We start from the raw sequence: 16,909 nt of genomic DNA on the forward strand, positions 1-16,909 counted from the left end.
AAAAGGTGAATGCTATGAACGCGATACTGGAAAACAAACCCGCGGCCGCACCGGCCAGGACGCGTCGGCGGCTGCCGACGGAACTGAGTATCTTCTTGGTGCTGATCGGCATCGGCCTGGTGTTCGAAGTGTTTGGTTGGATCATGCGCGACCAGAGTTTCCTGATGAACTCCCAGCGCCTGGTGCTGATGATCCTGCAAGTGTCGATCATCGGTCTGCTGGCCATCGGTGTGACCCAGGTGATCATCACCACCGGTATCGACCTGTCGTCCGGCTCGGTGCTGGCGTTGTCAGCCATGATCGCTGCCAGCCTGGCCCAAACCTCGGATTTCACCCGGGCGGTGTTTCCCTCCCTGACTGACTTGCCGGTGTGGATACCGGTGGTGGCGGGGTTGGGCGTTGGGCTGTTGGCCGGAGCGATCAACGGCAGCATCATCGCCATCACGGGTATCCCGCCCTTTATTGCCACCCTCGGCATGATGGTCTCGGCCCGCGGTCTGGCGCGTTACTACACCGAAGGCCAGCCGGTGAGCATGTTGTCCGATTCCTATACCGCCATCGGCCATGGCGCCATGCCGGTGATCATTTTCCTGGTGGTGGCGGTGATCTTCCATATTGCCCTGCGCTACACCAAGTACGGTAAGTACACCTACGCCATCGGCGGCAACATGCAGGCGGCACGCACCTCGGGCATTAACGTCAAACGCCATCTGGTGATCGTCTACAGCATCGCCGGGCTGCTAGCGGGGCTGGCCGGGGTGGTGGCCTCGGCGCGGGCCGCCACCGGGCAGGCCGGCATGGGCATGTCCTATGAGCTGGACGCGATTGCTGCGGCCGTGATCGGCGGCACTAGCCTGGCCGGTGGGGTGGGGCGCATCACCGGAACGGTGATCGGCGCGCTGATCCTCGGGGTCATGGCCAGTGGCTTCACGTTCGTCGGCGTGGATGCCTACATTCAGGACATCATCAAGGGCTTGATCATTGTGGTGGCGGTGGTCATCGACCAGTACCGCAATAAGCGCAAACTCAAACGCTGAAGGTCCCTACGCTGCGACAAAGCGCCACGCCTGACCCGCGTGGCGTTGCCATTTGTCTTCTTGATACAGCTATTGAATCGAATTTCTTGTTATAAACGCAGTCCGATGACTGCCAAAAGCTTGTCAGAGAACATTTAGAAGGGTTGTCGGACATTTTCCCTATGTTTTCAGTTGCTGAGGCTTCGACTCGGCCTTAGACTGCCGCCCCTCGTAAATTGAGTGCCGGGTGGCGCTTGGAATAGACGGCGCCTTCCCGATGAGCGTGGCAGCGCGCTGCGGGACGCTTCATAATTCGCCTTAATGCACGTTTTTTTATAGAGAAATCAATGACAAAGGAAAAGTTGCTGGCCATGCCGGCGGATGACTACATGAATGCCGAGCAGCTGGCTTTCTTCACCAAGCTGTTGCAGAACATGAAAGTGGAAACCCACGAGCGCATCGAACAGAACCGAATCGCCATTGAGAGCCTGGATACCCCGGCTGACCCGGCGGACGCTGCTTCCGTAGAAGAAGAGCGGACCTGGTTGGTCAACGCCATCGATCGCGACCAGCGCATGCTGCCTCAGCTGGAGCAGGCCCTGGACCGTATCAACGACGACAGCTTCGGCTGGTGTGATGACAGCGGCGAGCCGATCGGCCTCAAGCGCCTGCTGATCAGCCCGACCACCAAGTACTGCATCGAAGCGCAGGAACGTCACGAGCAGATCGACAAGCACCAGCGTCAGGCCTGATCCGCGTTTCAGAAAAGATCGCAGCTTTCTTCGGGAAGCTGCGATCTTTTGCTTTTGTCTGCGCCTGTTCGTCTACTTCCGTTGACCCCCCGCAAGAACGCGACTAATGGACCATGGATAATGGCTCCGTAGTGGCGTTTAATGCAGGTATAACAACGAGAAATGTGGGTGATCAACATGGCGACAGACGGTTCCGTGGCGAATGCGGCGCAGGTGCAGGTGCCTGTAACCAACAGCATGGCGCGCTGGTTGACGCCGACCTTGCAGAGTCTGGCGCTGACATTGCTGCTGTGCGGCATGACGTTGGGCGGCTGGTCGTTGTATCTGGGCCTGCCCCTGGCGATGCTCATCGTCTGGCTGCCGCGCCTGCGCTCGCGCCTGGCCGCCGCGCCTGAGCCGGTAGCCGCGGACAAGTTGGCCGAGCTGACCCGTGATCTGTCCTACACCACCAGCCATAACGCGTTGTCGGCGGCCGGCGTCGCCTATTCGGTCAAGCAACTGGCTGGCAAGGTCCAGTCGCAGCTCGACGCGGCGGCGCAGATCGTCGGTAATGCCGAATCGATGATCACCACTGAACAGGCCACCTCGCAACTCAGCCAGCAGGCCCTGAGTGCCGCCAGTGAGGCCCATCGCAGTAGCGTTGCCGGGCGCAGCGAACTGGTGGAGTCCATCAGCCGGATGCATCAGCTCAGCCAGCGCGCGAACGACAGCCGCGAGTTGATCGAGGCGCTGAGCGTGCGCAGCGATGAAATCCAGCGGGTCAGTCTGGTGATTCAGTCGATCGCCAGCCAGACCAACCTCCTGGCGCTCAACGCGGCCATCGAAGCTGCACGGGCCGGTGAGCACGGTCGCGGCTTCGCGGTGGTGGCGGACGAGGTCCGTGGACTGGCCGGGCGTACGGCCGCGGCAACCGGCGAGGTCGGGGTCATGGTTGCGGATATCCAGCAGCGCACCGCCCAGGTGGTGGAGCAGATCCGGCAACTGGCCAGCGACCTGGACAGTGGCGTGCAGCAGGTCGAGCACACCGGTCAGCACCTGGAAAACATAGCCCGGCTGGCGGCCGGCGTTGAAACCCAGGTCAGTGCCATCGCCCAAGGCACTGACACCAATCGCGAACAACTCGACAGCCTGTTTCACGCCATCGAACAGATGCGCAGTGACCTGTCCATCAGCGACCAGCAGACCCAGCGCCTGGCCCAAGCGGCAGTGCAAATGGAGGGCCAGGCCGAAACCATCAGCGAACGCCTGGCCGAGGTTGGCCTGGACGATTATCACCAACGGGTCTACGACCTGGCGCGCGAAGGGGCGAGCCAGATCGCGGCCCAGTTCGAGGCGGACATTGACCAGGGCCGTGTCAGCCTGGAGGACCTGTTCGACCGCAGCTACCAGCCCATCCCCAATACCCAGCCCGCCAAGTTCCAGACCCGTTTCGACCGCTACACCGATCAGGTCCTGCCAGCTATCCAGGAACCTTTGCTCGCCCGGCACGAAGGCCTGGTATTTGCCATTGCCTGTACCCAGGAAGGTTATGTACCGACCCACAACAAGGTCTTCAGCCAACCCCTGACCGGTGATCCGCAAGTGGACACGGTGAACAATCGCACTAAACGCAAATTCTCCGACCGCACCGGGATTCGTTGCGGTAGCCACCAGCAGCCTGTGCTGTTGCAGACCTACACTCGAGACACGGGTGAGCTGATGCATGACCTTTCCGTGCCGATCATGCTCAAGGGGCGTCATTGGGGTGGTTTGCGGCTGGGTTATAAGCCCGAGAAGCCGCGCTAGGCTGGCCCGCGCTGGGGGGGCTGGGCACGGCTGCTGCGCAGCCGAGCGGAAGCAAGCTCCCTTGTCACAGGGGTTAAAGGGTTGAGGGTTATTTACCGTCGTGCAAGCGGACATTCAATTGATCCACCAGCACTGCCTCCTCGCCGTCAGCGAGCAGCCATTCGCGCAGTAGATCCTTCTGTTGCTCCGACCAGAAGTCGGCCTCCACCAGTTTGATCTCCGGCTCCAGCGGATGGGCCATGATGAAGTCATCAATGGCTTTGTCATCCGAAGGCAGGCCGAGTTGATCGAACAAGGTACTCAGTTCGTGCGAGGGCTGTTCCATGGGGTTCTCCTTTGGGCGGGCGCCGTCATGGCGCCTCGGTTGCTTCCCTTTATCTGAGGCAAACGCCCGTCAGGAGTTCGATCGGGTTCAGGCTTTCAACGCGCCTTCATCCACCGCGAGTTTCAGGGCTTTTGCCGCTGCCCGCGCAGCCTCGGCGGCGAGTTCGGGGGTTTTGAACCAGCGATCCTTTTCCACCTGATGATAACGGGTGGTGGTCAAGGGGGGCTTGGCGCGCATCACGATGACAGCCTGGAATTCGCCTTCGACCTCTCTGGCCTCACCCCGGATGAAAAACTCGCCAATATCAAATTCCGTCACGTCGCGCCTTTCCTTCACAAGTCATAGTATGGGTGCGCGATCGTCAATGGGGGACGGTCTTCGCTGGGCAGGCAGTATGGCAGCAGTTGCCTGTCGTGGCTGAGTTAAGTGATGGGCGTGTGGTATCTCAGGTCAAACGCTTCGTTCCAGACGCCTGGCCAGGTAACAGGCCTCGTTATGATCGGTACGGAAACCTCTTACACGGCCAGTCGAGGTTTCTTCAATATGGAAAAAGCACTTGCCGGCCAGAACCACCCGATAACGCGGTTGAAACAAAGAAACCGGCAGGTAATGGACTTGGTCAAACCCGTCAGGCTTGTCAGCGATGCAAGGGGTGAGGGGTTGGGTCAGGGTTGTGAAAGTGGCCATGTGAATTCCTTTTCTATGGTTTACCGACGAATTACCGAGTGTTTTGAGTAGTCTCCACGCCTGCGGCTGCTCTAGAATCGGCAGCACCGTGTGGATGGCTGTGCCTATCTAAAGCAATTTTTTTTGCCCTCGATGTCAGAAAAATGCTTTTCTAAGTGAGAAATTTCCCTAAAGTTAGTAGTCCCACCTTTTCCGATGCTCAGAGTGGCGTTTTCCTTCAGCCTCTGACGACCCCGCGGGAAAGACGGCGAGAGTGGCAATCCTTTAGTCTTCTCTCGCCCCGGGGCAGGGCACGCCGTTCACTTCGAATTTTCAGTTACAGGTCCACTGCGACACACACAGTCGGCACGGGTTCTCGTGGTCCGTCCTTTTCAGAGGGCGGGCCGTTTACAAAGATGGGGATGTTTCCTTGGCAGTAAGTAATCTCGACATGCATGCGTTATTCGTACTTGGTGATCTGCGGGCAAAGCTGGTCAAGCAGTTCCAGTCGCGCTTCGTCTACATCACCGAGCAAACCGCCGAAGGTATTTATGTTGCCGAAATCGATACTGAATCGGCCCTGGTGGTCGATGACAAACCCAGGCTTGAACTCAAAGTCGGTGATCATTTTCGTGCAGCGGTATTGCCCAGCCGTGAAGGTGGCAAGTTTGAAATCCGCTTTCGCGATATCAAGCTGACGGTCTATGGCCTTGGGGATTACGCCTTCGTGGCCACCCCCGGTGGCCACGCGATCCTGTTCAAGGAAGGGCACAGCGTGCTGACTGTTTTCGCCGCCAACGAGCAGTTGCACGAGGGCCTGACCAAGACCCTCAAGGCCGTGACCGCCAAAGCCGCCAAGTGGCGCAAAGGTGAACTCGTCACCTTCAAGGCCAGCGAGTGATGTGCACCTCGTCTGCCCGATGGATGTGATAGGCGGGCTGACACAGCGTTCGGGTTTTGCGCCCTGCTAACGGTTTTCGCAAGGTCTGCGTGGAACCTCGGCTACAGTGAGTTGACTGAACTAATCAGAGGCTTGCGTCCGGTTACGCAGGACCGTTGAGCTATCGCTGTGTCTGGTACGAGGTGCAACGCATGAAACGAGTTAGACAGTGGCTGGCTGCCTGGGCCACCTGTGCGGTGTTGGTTTCGTCACTTCCGGCATCGGCCGCGCAGGCGCCGATCCATTTTGCCGACCTGAATTGGGAAAGCGGCAGTCTGATCACCGATATCCTGCGGGTCATCGTCGAAAAGGGTTATGGGCTGCCGACCGACACATTGCCGGGCACCACCATTACCCTGGAAACGGCGCTGGCCAACAACGACATCCAGGTGATCGGGGAAGAATGGGCCGGTCGCAGCCCGGTGTGGGTCAAGGCCGAGGCCGAAGGCAAGGTGATCGCCTTGGGCGATACCGTCAAGGGTGCGACCGAAGGCTGGTGGGTCCCGGAGTATGTGATCAAGGGCGACCCGGCCCGGGGCATCAAGCCTCTGGCGCCGGATTTGCGCAGCGTCGAAGACCTGGCGCGCTACAAGCATGTCTTCAAAGACCCGGAAAGCCCCAGCAAGGGTCGCTTCCTCAACAGCCCCATCGGCTGGACCTCCGAAGTGGTCAACAAGCAGAAGCTCAAGGCCTATGGGTTGTCCGACAGCTATGTGAATTTCCGAAGTGGTTCGGGGGCGGCGCTGGATGCGGAGATCAGCTCGTCGATCCGCCGGGGCAAGCCGATCCTGTTTTACTACTGGTCGCCTACACCGCTGCTGGGACGTTTCAAGTTGGTGCAGTTGCAAGAGCCTGCGTTCGATGCCGAGGCCTGGAAAACCCTGACCGATGCCGACAACCCCAACCCCAAGCCAACCCGCTCCCTGGCCTCGAAGCTGTCGATTGGCGTATCCGCGCCGTTTCAGAAGCAACACCCGGACATTGCCGAGTTCTTCAGTAAAGTCGACCTGCCGATCGAGCCGTTGAACAAGGCCCTGGCCGACATGAGCGAAAAGCACACACCGCCGCGTGAAGCCGCCGAGGCGTTCCTCAAGGCCCATCCACAGGTCTGGCAGGCCTGGGTGCCCAAGGAGGTTGCCGACAAAGTCGCCGCCGGTCTGTAGCGCGCCAGGTTGAACTCTTGATCTTGAGCAATGCGTCATTCGCCGAAAACCGGCAGTCTGCGCCCGTGCGGCGAAATGCCGAATTCGAGCTAGGATGATTGTTCAACCTTTCAAGGAGGCTGGCGAATGACGCTTTTAGTGGCTCGGTCGCTGGTCGCAGTATTTGCGACCATCAGCTTGATTCATTTGTATTGGGCCCTGGGCGGGCGATGGGCGGCCCTGGCGGTCGTGCCTCAGGTTCCGGTGAGGCAAGGAGAGTCGCTGCGTCCGGCGTTCAACCCATCGGGATGGCTGACGCTGCTGGTGGCCCTCGCGTTGCTGCTGATTGCAGTTCTGGTGTGCCTGCGGGTCGGTTTGCTGGCACCGCCCGTCACCCATCGAGCGTTGCAATGGCTGATCAGCGCGATCGCCTTGCTGATGTTCGCCCGCGCCATTGGCGAATCGAACCTGGTGGGTTTCTTCAAAGAGGTCAAGGGCTCGACGTTCGCCAAGCTCGACACCTGGGTCTATTCACCGTTATGTGTCGTGCTTGGCGCCGGCCTGTTGACGGTTGCCTGGGCCTGAGCGCAGGGCGCTTGTCGTGTCGATCAGGTCCCGGATCGAAGAGCCGTCCAGTGTTCCATCTCCTGGGCGATGAAGTGATTCACCAGGTCGCTGTACATTTTCTCGATCGCATCCGGGCTAAGGCCCTCGGCCTCGGCCCATTGACGCCGGGTCGCCAGCATGGCCTGGAAGCGCTCCGGCGCACGCACCGCCGTGGCTGAGGTCTTGAACTTCGACGCTGCCAGTACGTACTGAAAGCGTTGGCCCAGCAGTTTGATAACGGCCTGGTCAAGGGCATCGATCTCGCGGCGGATGTCTTCCATATTCGCGCAATCGCAGGGTTGTAGCTGAGTGTGGACTTCCATGCAGTCACTCCTTGTTGAAGTAGGAACGGCCCAATCCGAGCCGATCTTCGATAAGACAGGAAACACCTTGCGCAAGCAAGGTCCCGTCGCCACAACTGTTCGTTTAGCCTTCGAGCCCGCGCTGTTCGATCACGCCAAACACATCCGCCACGTCCTGTACCAGAATCCGGGCGACGTTGGTGAGGGTGTTGATGTCGCTCGTCGCTGAATCGCGCAGGCTGGAGCAGGCCACCAGTGTCAGGTAATCGAGCGTGGCGTGCAGGCGTTCGCTGGCGCAGGCATGGAGTTCGGGCAGTGGAGCGTGGGTGTCGATCAGCAGGACGGGGTGGGTGGTGGCGGTTTGGGTGAAAGGGGTGAAGCGGCTGGATGGTTGATTCGTTGTCATAAGGTTGCACTCATTTGATAGAAAGAATCGCCACCTTTTTGCTGCGAATCAAATGGGTGGCAGTTGCGCGAGGGTTCGCAGACCGAGGAACCAATCCAAAACTCGGCAGACCCGAAAGTCTCCCGCGCGCAACCGCCATAAAATGAAAGCGGGCAAGTTTGCCTGAATTTCATTTGACGGTATCTAGATTGTTCACTCGGGCTGCGAAACCCCATCACCGGCCAAAGCCAGCGACGAGCCAAACTATAGAAGTCGATCCCGGCACCCACAACCGACCTGTAGGACGCACGCTCCCCCCTGTGGCGAGGGAGCTTGCTCCCGCTCGGCTGCGCAGCAGTCGCAAAACCGGTGCCTGCGGTATACCTGGCGAAATAAGGTGGCTGGTTTGGGGCCGCTTCGCAGCCCAGCGGGGCGGTGCGACGTTTCGCTAAATCCCCTCGCCACAGAGGTAAATTCCTACGAGATTTTCGGAAGGCCAGGTCGCCGACACAGCGTTCCCAGAAAGCACTCTACATTCCCTCGCGACACATATCTGGCCGTTATCTGGAAACCGCCATCCAACTGGCACAACCGGTGATCAGGCCCGCCGATGTTCGATTCAAACGCCGCATGGCGCTGGGCGATTGAATGGCGCCCTTGATCCTGATGCCAGTGAACACATAGCCCAACTGAATGATCAGGTCGATCGCGATGCCCAGGGCGGTAATCATCAATGCTTGCCCTAGAGTAAGCGACGCCAGGTCGAAAGCATGGGGCAGCACCGCGCCAAAGAAGATAACCGCCTTCGGATTGCTGAGAGTCAGCAGCGCACCGGCAAGTAACCCGCGACTGGCTGAGCGTTCGGCTGGGGCTTCGATAGCATGGCCACTCGCCGACCACAATTTCCAGGCGATGAATAGCAGATAAGCCACGCCGGCCCATTTCACGGCGATAAAAACGTGCTCGTATCTCAGCGCCAGCGCCGACAGGCCAGTGGTCGCCAACAACAGCCACAAGGCATTGCCGCCCACCATGCCGGCCACGAACGGCAGGCAACTCCTGCCCCCACGCGAGACGACCTGACCAATAAGCGCACCCTGCGCCGGGCCAGGAATCGCAGCGGCGATGGCGGAAGGGATGATAAACAACCAGATTGAAGACATGGCAGACATGGTTCGGACGCTCCCGATTAGAATCGGATCAATATGGCATCAAGCCTATGGATGGTCGAGTCTGCATCGCCTTTGGTCCGTGCCCGGTCAACGCCGCCCAGTCCGCGTACTCACATTCACCCTTACCGCCAGCACCAGAAGGTGCGCGTTACCTGGCATCTACAAATGACATGACATGGGTCGCCGTATCATCCTCGACCTGCTGGAATCCGCAGCGCAGGTAAAATTCGGCACCCTGCGGTGTATCCGTGGACAGGCGCACGACTTGGAAATTCAGCGCCGCATAGGCCAGAAGGTGCTGTACCAGTGCCTTCCCTGCGTGCTGGCCTCTGGCGGCGGGCATGATGTATACCCTGCGCAGCCGGCCGATTTCCGCTCCGGCGTAAGGATCATAAGAAAGACCGCCGATGCCGATCAGTTGCCCATTACGGAAGGCGCCAAAAAGGCCTTCACCGGGTTGATTGAATCGGTTGTAACCGTTCTTCCATTCTTCAACCAAGCGCGTAAGAAACCTGAAGCCTTCTGTTATTGCCTGGGCTTCGAGCACCTGGATTTCCTGGGGGAGCGCTGAGATTTGGCGTATCGCCAGTTCGTCCGTTGAATCAATCACTGGGTCTCCTTGGGGCTGAGCCCTTCGGCCGAAAATCGGTCCGGCAGCATCAAGGGCAGGTATCCGTTTCTGGCGTCAGAGCCGTCGCATCCTGCCGGATATGAGAGAGCATCCAATCGACGAAAATCTGCGTTTCGGCCATGGCCTGCGGGGAGACGCCGTAATAGTAGCGGGTCAACGGCAGGCGCAAGGATGGCAGTGGACAGGCCAGGCGCCCGGTCAACAAGTCTTTACCCAGCAGCGACGCCGGACACAAGGCCACGCCCAGGCCATCGACGGCGGCTTGCAGCACCAGATGCATGTGATCGAACTGCAGGGTTGGCGGGTTGCCAAATCGTTTGATGCCGACGTGCTTTGCCCACGTCTGCCAGTCGCTGCTGCGGGTTCTTCCTGACAACAGCGTGTGCCGGGCCAGATCGTGGACGTTGTTCAGCGACACGCCTTGCAGCAGCGACGGAGCGGCGACCAGCAGCAGGTCATCCTCCAGCAATACCTGGGGTTGGACGGTGGCCGGCCAGCCGGAATGTCCGCGGCGGATGACCACATCAAACGTTTCTCCCGATTGATCCGGCGGCTGCGTGCGGGTGAGCACTTGGGGCTTGATGTCCGGATGGAGCGCCATGAACTCAGGCAACCGCGGAATCAGCCAGCGCACCGCAAAGGATGGACGCACGTTAATGGTGACCTTGCGCAGGGCAGCACTGCGGCTCAGGGTTGTGGCGGCGTTGGCAATCTGTGTCAGTGCCACGTTGACCTGTTCGTAAAAGCTCTGGCCCGCCGGCGTGAGCACAGACTGCCGGGTTCGACGCTCGAACAGCAGCACGCCCAGGCGTTCTTCAAGCAGCTTGATGTGCCGGCTGACGGCACTGTGACTGACGTGCAGTTCTTCGGCTGCGCGACTGAAACTCTGGTGGCGAGCGGCAGCGGCGAAGGCACGGACGGCATTCAACGGGGGGAGGTCGGCAATCATGCGTCTAATTTAGTCACATCAGCGGTGCAATTAAAGCGTTTGTCAGCGTCGCATCGCCACGCCAATCTGCAGGCCGGTTCAATGCGCCTTTCAACGTGGAGTGATTAATGGCCAGTTACGGGGTTTTTCTGATTCTGGCGACCCTGACCGTGCTCAGCCCAGGTCCGGGCGTGGTGTTGACGATTTCCAATGCCTTGCGCCATGGCTGGAGCGGTTCGCTGCCGGGTATCGTCGGGATCGCCTCCGGCGCTTTTATCGTGGCGGGCATTTGCGCCAGTAGCCTGGGGTTGATCCTGACTGCCTCGGCGACAGCCTTCACGGTGCTCAAATACATCGGCGCGCTGTACTTGTTGTACCTGGGCATCAAGATGTGGCGTACCCAGCGTTTTATTCCCGAACTCAACGCCACGTCGCCACGTCCTTGGCGGCGTTTTATCGAAGCGTTGTCAATCCAGTTGCTCAACCCCAAGGCGGGTTTCTTTTTCCTGGCTGTATTTCCCCAATTCATCAAGCCGGCGGGTGACTACTACAGTCAGTTCTTCTTGCTGGTGTCGTCTTACAGTTTACTGGTTGTAGTGGTGCATTGCGGGTATGCCCTGATGGCCCAGGCCGCAAGAGGCTGGCTCTCCACAAACAAGGGCGCCAGGCTTGTCGGCAAGCTGTCGGGCGTCACTTTCCTGGGCTTTGGCGTGCTGATGGCTTCCGCCAGCAAGTGACGCATACAGGTCAACGCCGCCCCGTGCGTGTACTCACATCCACCCACACCGCCAGCACCAGAATGCTGCCCTTGACGATCATCTGCCAGTAACTGTCGACGTCGAGCATGGACATGCCGTTGTCCAGGCTGGTGATCACCAGCGCGCCGAGCAGGGCGCCGTAGACGGTGCCGGAGCCGCCGCGCATGGAGGTGCCGCCGATGAAGCAGGCGGCGATGGCGTCGAGTTCACCCATGCTGCCGGCCGAGGGTGAGCCCGCGGCCAGGCGCGCGGTGTTGACCACGCCCGCCAGGGCGCACATCACGCCCATGATGCCGAAGATCCACAGCTTCACCGCCTGCACGTTGATGCCGGACAGGCGTGTGGCTTCCATGTTGCTGCCCACCGAGTAGACCCGTCGCCCAAACACGGTCTGGCTGGTGACGTAGCTGAACACGCCGAGCAGAATCAGCAGAAGCAATACGGGAACCGGAATACCGTCGTAGCTGTTGAGGGTATAGACGAACCCGGTCAGTACCGCGCCGATCAGCACCACGCGCAATACGTCACGCACCAGGGAGTGGGCCGCCAGGCCATGCAGGGCGCGATTGCGCCGCTGTTTCCAGGTCAGAAACAGGGTCAAGGCAAACAGCAGCACGCCCAGGCCCGTGCCGACGGAGTGCGGCAAATAACCCTGGCCGATGTAGACCAGCTCCGGTGACACCGGGGCGATGGTGGTGCCGTCGGTAATCCCCAGCAGAATGCCGCGAAAGGCGAGCATGCCGCCCAGGCCGACAATGAACGACGGGATGCGCAGGTAGGCGGTCATGTAGCCGTTACCCAGGCCAATCATCAGGCCGCACAAGGCGACCAGGCTCAGGTTCGCCAGCAGCGGGATGTGATAGATCACGTCGAGAATCGCCGCCAGGCCACCGAGCAATCCAAGCAGTGAACCCACCGACAGATCGATCTCGCCGCTGATGATCACCAGCACCATGCCGCAGGCCAGAATCCCGGTGATGGACATCTGCCGCAGCAGGTTGGAGAGGTTGCGCGGGGTCAGGAACCCGCCCTCGGTCTGCCAACTGAAAAACAGCCAGATCACCGCCACGGCGATCACCAGCGCGAGCATTTTGTAGCGGCTGAAGAGTTGCTTGACCTGATTCATCTACGCGGACTTCCGATCATTATTGTTATGGTCTTCGGGGTGGCTGAGGGCGGCGGCGAGCACCTGTTCCTGGGTGAGTTCGTGGTTGATGAAATCACCGCGCAATTGGCCTTCGCCGATCACCAGCACGCGGTCGGACACCCCCAGCACTTCGGCCAGCTCCGAGGACACCATGATGATCGACACGCCTTCGGCGGCCAGCGCGCCCATCAGCTTGTAGATCTCGTACTTGGCGCCGACATCCACGCCCCGGGTCGGCTCATCGAGAATCAGCACGCGCGGTTGGGTCAGCAGCATTTTGGCTAGCACGGCTTTTTGCTGGTTGCCGCCGGAGAGGCTGGTGATCGGCAGGAACGGGCTCGCGGTCTTGAGGTGCATGCGCGAGATTTCCCGGTCGATGCTGCCCAACTCCGCTTCGGTGTCGATGCGGGTCATTTTCGAGTAGTTGTCCAGCACCGCCAGGGTGATGTTCTGGCCCACCCCCAGGTCGGGAATGATGCCTTGGCGCTTGCGGTCTTCAGGCACCATGCACAGGCCTGCGCGGATTGACTTGAGGGGCGTGCGCGTGTCGATCGGTTGGCCGTCGAGCCAGACTTCGCCTTCATGGCGGCCGGGGTAGGCGCCGAACAGCGCCGACACCAGTTCCGTGCGACCGGCGCCGACCAGCCCGGCGATGCCGAGGATTTCCCCGCGCTTGAGGACGAACGAAATGTCGTCGACCCGTTTGCGTTTGGGGTTGTCGACGTCGTAGCAGGTGATATGGCGCGCCTCGAAAATCACCTCGCCGATGTCATGGGGTTCGGTGGGGTAGAGGTTGCTCATTTCTCGTCCGACCATCTGGGTGATGATCTTCGGGATGTCCATGTCGGTCATGGCGGTGGTGGCGATGTGTTTGCCGTCGCGGATCACCGAAATGGTGTCGCACACGGCGGCCACTTCATCGAGCTTGTGGGAGATGTACACGCAGGCGACGCCCTTGGCCTTGAGTTCGCGGATGATGTCCAGCAGCACCTCGATTTCCGAGCGGGTCAGGGCCGAGGAGGGTTCATCGAGAATCAGCAGGCGCGCCTGTTTGTTCAGCGCCTTGGCGATTTCCACCAACTGCTGGTAACCCCCGCCGTATTGTGAAACCGGCAGCGAGACGTTCATGTCCGGCACCTTGAGTTCACGCATCAGGGCTTCGGCACGGTGGATCATTGCCGGGTAGTTCATGCGTCCGCCGGGCAGCGTCAGCTCATGGCCCATGAAGATGTTTTCGGCCACCGACAGGTCGGGGACCAGGGTCAGTTCCTGATGAATGATGACGATCCCGGCGGCTTCGGTTTCGCTGATGGACTGCGCCTTGAGCGGCTGTCCGTCCCAGACAATTTCACCGTCCCAGGTGCCGTACGGGTAGACCGCCGACAGGACTTTCATCAGCGTGGATTTACCGGCGCCGTTCTCACCGCACAGGCCGACGCATTCACCCGGCCTGACCTTGATGTCGATGCCATTGAGGGCTTTGACACCGCCGAAGCTTTTGACGATGCCGTTCATTTGCAGCAGGTAGTCGGACATGGCGAGGGCTCATATGAAAAGGGCTCACACATAGGCAGAGGTGGTGACAGCCCTGGGGCCAGGCATCTCAGATGCAGCTAGCCAAGCAAAGCCCCTGTGGGAGCGAGCCTGCTCGCGATGGCGGCAGCACATACAACATCGATGCAAACTGAACACCGCTATCGCGAGCAGGCTCGCTCCCACAGGTCTCATCCAACCCAGGGTTGTCCCAGGATCACTGCCCAGCGATCTGCGCCTTGGTATAGAACCCATCTTTTTCCAGCAGGTCGATGTTGTCCTTGGTCAACGGGGTCGGGGTGAGCAGGATGGTGTCGACTTTCTTGCTGCCATTGTCGTATTGCGAGGTGTAGGTGGGTTTCTCGTTACGCGCCAGTTGCACCGAGAGCTTGGCCGCTTCGGTGGCGATCAGTTTCAGCGGCTTGTAGACGGTCATGGTCTGGGTGCCGTCGATCACTCGCTTGACCGCTGCCAGGTCGGCGTCCTGGCCCGAGATCGGCACCTTGCCGGCCATTTTCTGCGCGGCCAGTGCCTGGATGGCACCACCTGCGGTGGCGTCGTTGGAGGCGACGATGCCATCGATCTTGTTGTCGTTCCGGGTCAGGGCGTTTTCAACGATGCTCAAGGCTTCGGTGGGGTTCCATTCCTTGACCCACTGTTGCCCGACAATCTTGATATCGCCCTTGTCGATGGCCGGTTGCAGCACTTTCATCTGGCCTTCGCGCAGGACCTTGGCGTTGTTGTCCGTGGGCGCGCCGCCGAGCAAGAAGTAGTTGCCCTTGGGCGCGGCTTTCAACACGCCGCTGGCCTGCATCTCGCCGACTTTTTCGTTATCGAAGGAAATGTAGGCGTCGATGTCGGCATTGAGGATCAGTCGGTCATAGGACACCACCTTGATCCCGGCTTTCTTTGCTTCGGCCACGGCATTGGTCAACACGGTGGCGTTGAACGGCACGATGACGATCACATCGACGCCACGGGAGATGAGGTTTTCGATCTGGGAAATCTGTTTCTGCTCGTTGGCATCGGCCGACTGGACGAAGACTTTGGCGTCCATTTTTTCCGCCGCCGCGACGAAATAGTCACGGTCCCGCGACCAGCGTTCCAGGCGCAGATCATCGATGGAGAAACCGATTTTCGGGTTGGTGGCGTCGGCCATGACCGGAAGCGAGAGCAGGGCGAGGGCGCCGGCGAGCAGCGTGAGTTTCAGTTTTTTCATGGTGGTGCGTCCTTTTATTGTTGTTCGAAAGACACTGCCTGACGATGAACGTGATGCGGGTAGAACTGTAGAGACTCCCGGCGTGCCGCGAGCAGAGATTTGTCGCGAGAATGTAACAACCTCTGCGCAGCGAACGGGGCCTGGTGTCAGGGGTAGATGAACCGGTTGACCACGTTTTCGAGCATCTCTTGCCGACCACTCACAGCCTGTGGATTGAGCTCGTTGTCGAAGGCGTGTTCGGCCAGTGAAGCGAGGCTGAACTCACCCGCCAGCACCGCCTGACCGAACGGTTGCTGCCAGCCGGCGTAGCGTTGGTCCTTGAACTGCTGGAGGCGGTCGTTCTGCACCATCGCCGCTGCACGTTCCAGGGCCTGGGCGAGGACGTCCATGGCCGCGACGTGGCCGTGGAACAGGTCAATCTCGTCCAGGCTCTGACGACGGACCTTGGAGTCGAAGTTGAAGCCGCCATTGCTGAACCCGCCGGCCTTGAGGATTTCATAGGTGGCCAGGGTCATCTCTTCGACGCTGTTGGGGAACTGGTCAGTGTCCCAGCCGTTCTGCGGATCGCCACGGTTGGCGTCGATGCTGCCGAAGATCCCCAGGGAGACGGCTGTGGCGATCTCATGATGGAAACTGTGCCCGGCCAGGGTCGCGTGGTTGGCCTCGATGTTGACCTTGATCTCCTTTTCCAGGCCGAACTGTTGCAGGAAGCCGAACACCGTGGCGCTGTCGTAATCGTATTGGTGCTTGGTCGGTTCCTGCGGCTTGGGTTCGATCAGCAGATCGCCCTTGAAACCGATCTTGTGCTTGTGCTCGACCACCATGCCCATGAAGCGGCCCAGTTGCTCGCGCTCACGTTTCAGATCGGTATTGAGCAGGGTCTCGTAACCTTCACGACCGCCCCACAACACGTAGTTGGCCCCCTTGAGACGCAGGGTGGCGTTCATCGCGCTGAACACTTGGGCGGCGGCGCAGGCGAACACTTGCGGGTCCGGGTTGCTGGCGGCGCCTGCGGCAAAGCGCGGGTTGCTGAAGCAGTTGGCGGTGCCCCACAGCAGCTTGATCCCGGTTTGTTCCTGGTGACGCTCCAGGTGGTCGACCATCTGCGCGAAGTGGTTGCGATACTCCTTCAGCGAGTGGCCTTCCGGGGCGACATCGGTGTCATGAAAGCAGTAGTAGTCGATGCCCAGTTTGGAGAAGAACTCGAAGGCCGCTTCGGCCTTGCCGATGGCCAGTTCCATCGGGTCGCCGGCATGCTGCCACGGGCGTTGGAAGGTGCCGGCGCCGAACACATCGGATCCCGGCCAGACAAAGGTATGCCAGTAGCACACCGCCATGCGCAGGTGCTCGCGCATGGGCTTGCCGAGCACGAGTTTGTCGGCGTCGTAGTGGCGAAAAGCAAGAGGCGAGTCGCTGGCGGGGCCTTCGTAGCGAACCTTGTCGATGGCGGGAAAGTACGACATGGGCGATTTCCTTATTGTTCTTGGCGGTGTATCGATACTAACGCCGGCCCGGTGGCCGCTGATTATGAAAATCACCAAGGCACAGTGCGATTTTGAGTATTGAGATCCGACGGTCACCCGCCTAGTCTGTGGTCATCGG

19 protein-coding genes are annotated in these 16,909 nt (G+C 60.0%); 7 read left to right on the forward strand and 12 right to left on the reverse strand.

The genetic code is table 11. The annotated features are described in order from the left end of the window. Positions 1-14: 14 nt before the first annotated feature. From GKKCFE_RS09460 to GKKCFE_RS09470, 3 genes are all read left to right on the forward strand, one after another. On the forward strand, positions 15-1,037 hold the full coding sequence (locus GKKCFE_RS09460) for an ABC transporter permease (protein WP_047230207.1): 1,023 nt from the start codon (positions 15-17) through the stop codon (positions 1,035-1,037). Positions 1,038-1,363: 326 nt separating this feature from the next. Further along, on the forward strand, positions 1,364-1,768 hold the full coding sequence (locus tag GKKCFE_RS09465) for a TraR/DksA family transcriptional regulator (RefSeq protein WP_003202859.1): 405 nt from the start codon (positions 1,364-1,366) through the stop codon (positions 1,766-1,768). A 561-nt stretch (positions 1,769-2,329) separates the two neighbouring features. Next, a complete protein-coding gene (locus tag GKKCFE_RS09470; RefSeq protein WP_370695191.1) occupies positions 2,330-3,553 on the forward strand; it encodes a methyl-accepting chemotaxis protein in 1,224 nt (407 codons plus the stop codon). Positions 3,554-3,641: 88 nt separating this feature from the next. On the opposite strand, the gene GKKCFE_RS09475 is transcribed toward GKKCFE_RS09470, so the two are convergent. The 3 genes from GKKCFE_RS09475 to GKKCFE_RS09485 all read right to left on the reverse strand — a co-directional run bounded on the left by GKKCFE_RS09475 (position 3,642) and on the right by GKKCFE_RS09485 (position 4,565). Further along, the gene (locus tag GKKCFE_RS09475) at positions 3,642-3,878 is read right to left on the reverse strand and encodes a DUF2789 family protein (protein WP_047230208.1); all 237 of its coding nucleotides are present in this window, start codon (positions 3,876-3,878) and stop codon (positions 3,642-3,644) included. Positions 3,879-3,965: 87 nt separating this feature from the next. Continuing rightward, positions 3,966-4,196 (reverse strand): hypothetical protein, encoded by a 231-nt coding sequence (locus GKKCFE_RS09480; protein ID WP_047230209.1) that lies wholly within the window; start codon positions 4,194-4,196, stop codon positions 3,966-3,968. 132 nt (positions 4,197-4,328) lie between these two features. Continuing rightward, entirely contained in the window at positions 4,329-4,565 is a 237-nt protein-coding gene (locus GKKCFE_RS09485) for a hypothetical protein (RefSeq protein WP_139050514.1), read from the reverse strand. Positions 4,566-4,995: 430 nt separating this feature from the next. On the opposite strand from GKKCFE_RS09485, the gene GKKCFE_RS09490 reads away from it, so the two are divergent. From GKKCFE_RS09490 to GKKCFE_RS09500, 3 genes are all read left to right on the forward strand, one after another. Beyond that, positions 4,996-5,445 (forward strand): hypothetical protein, encoded by a 450-nt coding sequence (locus tag GKKCFE_RS09490; protein WP_047230210.1) that lies wholly within the window; start codon positions 4,996-4,998, stop codon positions 5,443-5,445. Between the two features lie 191 nt (positions 5,446-5,636). After that, positions 5,637-6,647: an ABC transporter substrate-binding protein gene (locus tag GKKCFE_RS09495; RefSeq protein ID WP_047230211.1), complete on the forward strand. Its 1,011-nt coding sequence runs from the start codon at positions 5,637-5,639 to the stop codon at positions 6,645-6,647. A 126-nt stretch (positions 6,648-6,773) separates the two neighbouring features. Then, positions 6,774-7,211 carry a DUF3995 domain-containing protein gene (locus GKKCFE_RS09500; protein ID WP_047230212.1) on the forward strand — a complete coding sequence of 146 codons (438 nt, stop codon included), beginning with the start codon at positions 6,774-6,776 and terminating at the stop codon, positions 7,209-7,211. A 23-nt stretch (positions 7,212-7,234) separates the two neighbouring features. Here the strand turns inward: GKKCFE_RS09500 and GKKCFE_RS09505 are convergent, their stop codons facing one another. The 5 genes from GKKCFE_RS09505 to gcvA all read right to left on the reverse strand — a co-directional run bounded on the left by GKKCFE_RS09505 (position 7,235) and on the right by gcvA (position 10,671). Further along, entirely contained in the window at positions 7,235-7,555 is a 321-nt protein-coding gene (locus GKKCFE_RS09505) for an isochorismate lyase (protein WP_139050512.1), read from the reverse strand. Positions 7,556-7,658: 103 nt separating this feature from the next. Next, positions 7,659-7,940, reverse strand: a complete 282-nt coding sequence (locus GKKCFE_RS09510) for a fructose-bisphosphate aldolase (protein ID WP_310662896.1) — start codon at positions 7,938-7,940, stop codon at positions 7,659-7,661. 539 nt (positions 7,941-8,479) lie between these two features. Next, on the reverse strand, positions 8,480-9,091 hold the full coding sequence (locus GKKCFE_RS09515) for a LysE family translocator (RefSeq protein ID WP_445577775.1): 612 nt from the start codon (positions 9,089-9,091) through the stop codon (positions 8,480-8,482). A 148-nt stretch (positions 9,092-9,239) separates the two neighbouring features. Continuing rightward, positions 9,240-9,701, reverse strand: coding sequence for a GNAT family N-acetyltransferase (locus GKKCFE_RS09520; protein WP_047228912.1), 462 nt, complete (start codon positions 9,699-9,701; stop codon positions 9,240-9,242). Positions 9,702-9,750: 49 nt separating this feature from the next. Further along, positions 9,751-10,671: a transcriptional regulator GcvA gene (gene gcvA, locus GKKCFE_RS09525; RefSeq protein WP_047228913.1), complete on the reverse strand. Its 921-nt coding sequence runs from the start codon at positions 10,669-10,671 to the stop codon at positions 9,751-9,753. Positions 10,672-10,778: 107 nt separating this feature from the next. Here gcvA and GKKCFE_RS09530 point away from each other — a divergent pair, with 107 nt between their 5' ends. Then, entirely contained in the window at positions 10,779-11,387 is a 609-nt protein-coding gene (locus GKKCFE_RS09530; protein ID WP_445577776.1) for a LysE family translocator, read from the forward strand. 10 nt (positions 11,388-11,397) lie between these two features. On the opposite strand, the gene GKKCFE_RS09535 is transcribed toward GKKCFE_RS09530, so the two are convergent. From GKKCFE_RS09535 to xylA, 4 genes are all read right to left on the reverse strand, one after another. After that, a complete protein-coding gene (locus GKKCFE_RS09535; protein ID WP_188251647.1) occupies positions 11,398-12,534 on the reverse strand; it encodes a sugar ABC transporter permease in 1,137 nt (378 codons plus the stop codon). Next, positions 12,535-14,091, reverse strand: coding sequence for a D-xylose ABC transporter ATP-binding protein (gene xylG / locus GKKCFE_RS09540; protein ID WP_445577777.1), 1,557 nt, complete (start codon positions 14,089-14,091; stop codon positions 12,535-12,537). Positions 14,092-14,305: 214 nt separating this feature from the next. Beyond that, entirely contained in the window at positions 14,306-15,307 is a 1,002-nt protein-coding gene (gene xylF / locus GKKCFE_RS09545; RefSeq protein ID WP_047228917.1) for a D-xylose ABC transporter substrate-binding protein, read from the reverse strand. 146 nt (positions 15,308-15,453) lie between these two features. Then, the gene (gene xylA, locus GKKCFE_RS09550; protein ID WP_445577778.1) at positions 15,454-16,770 is read right to left on the reverse strand and encodes a xylose isomerase; all 1,317 of its coding nucleotides are present in this window, start codon (positions 16,768-16,770) and stop codon (positions 15,454-15,456) included. Positions 16,771-16,909: the final 139 nt, after the last annotated feature.

The organism is Pseudomonas sp. E141, assembly GCF_052659885.1.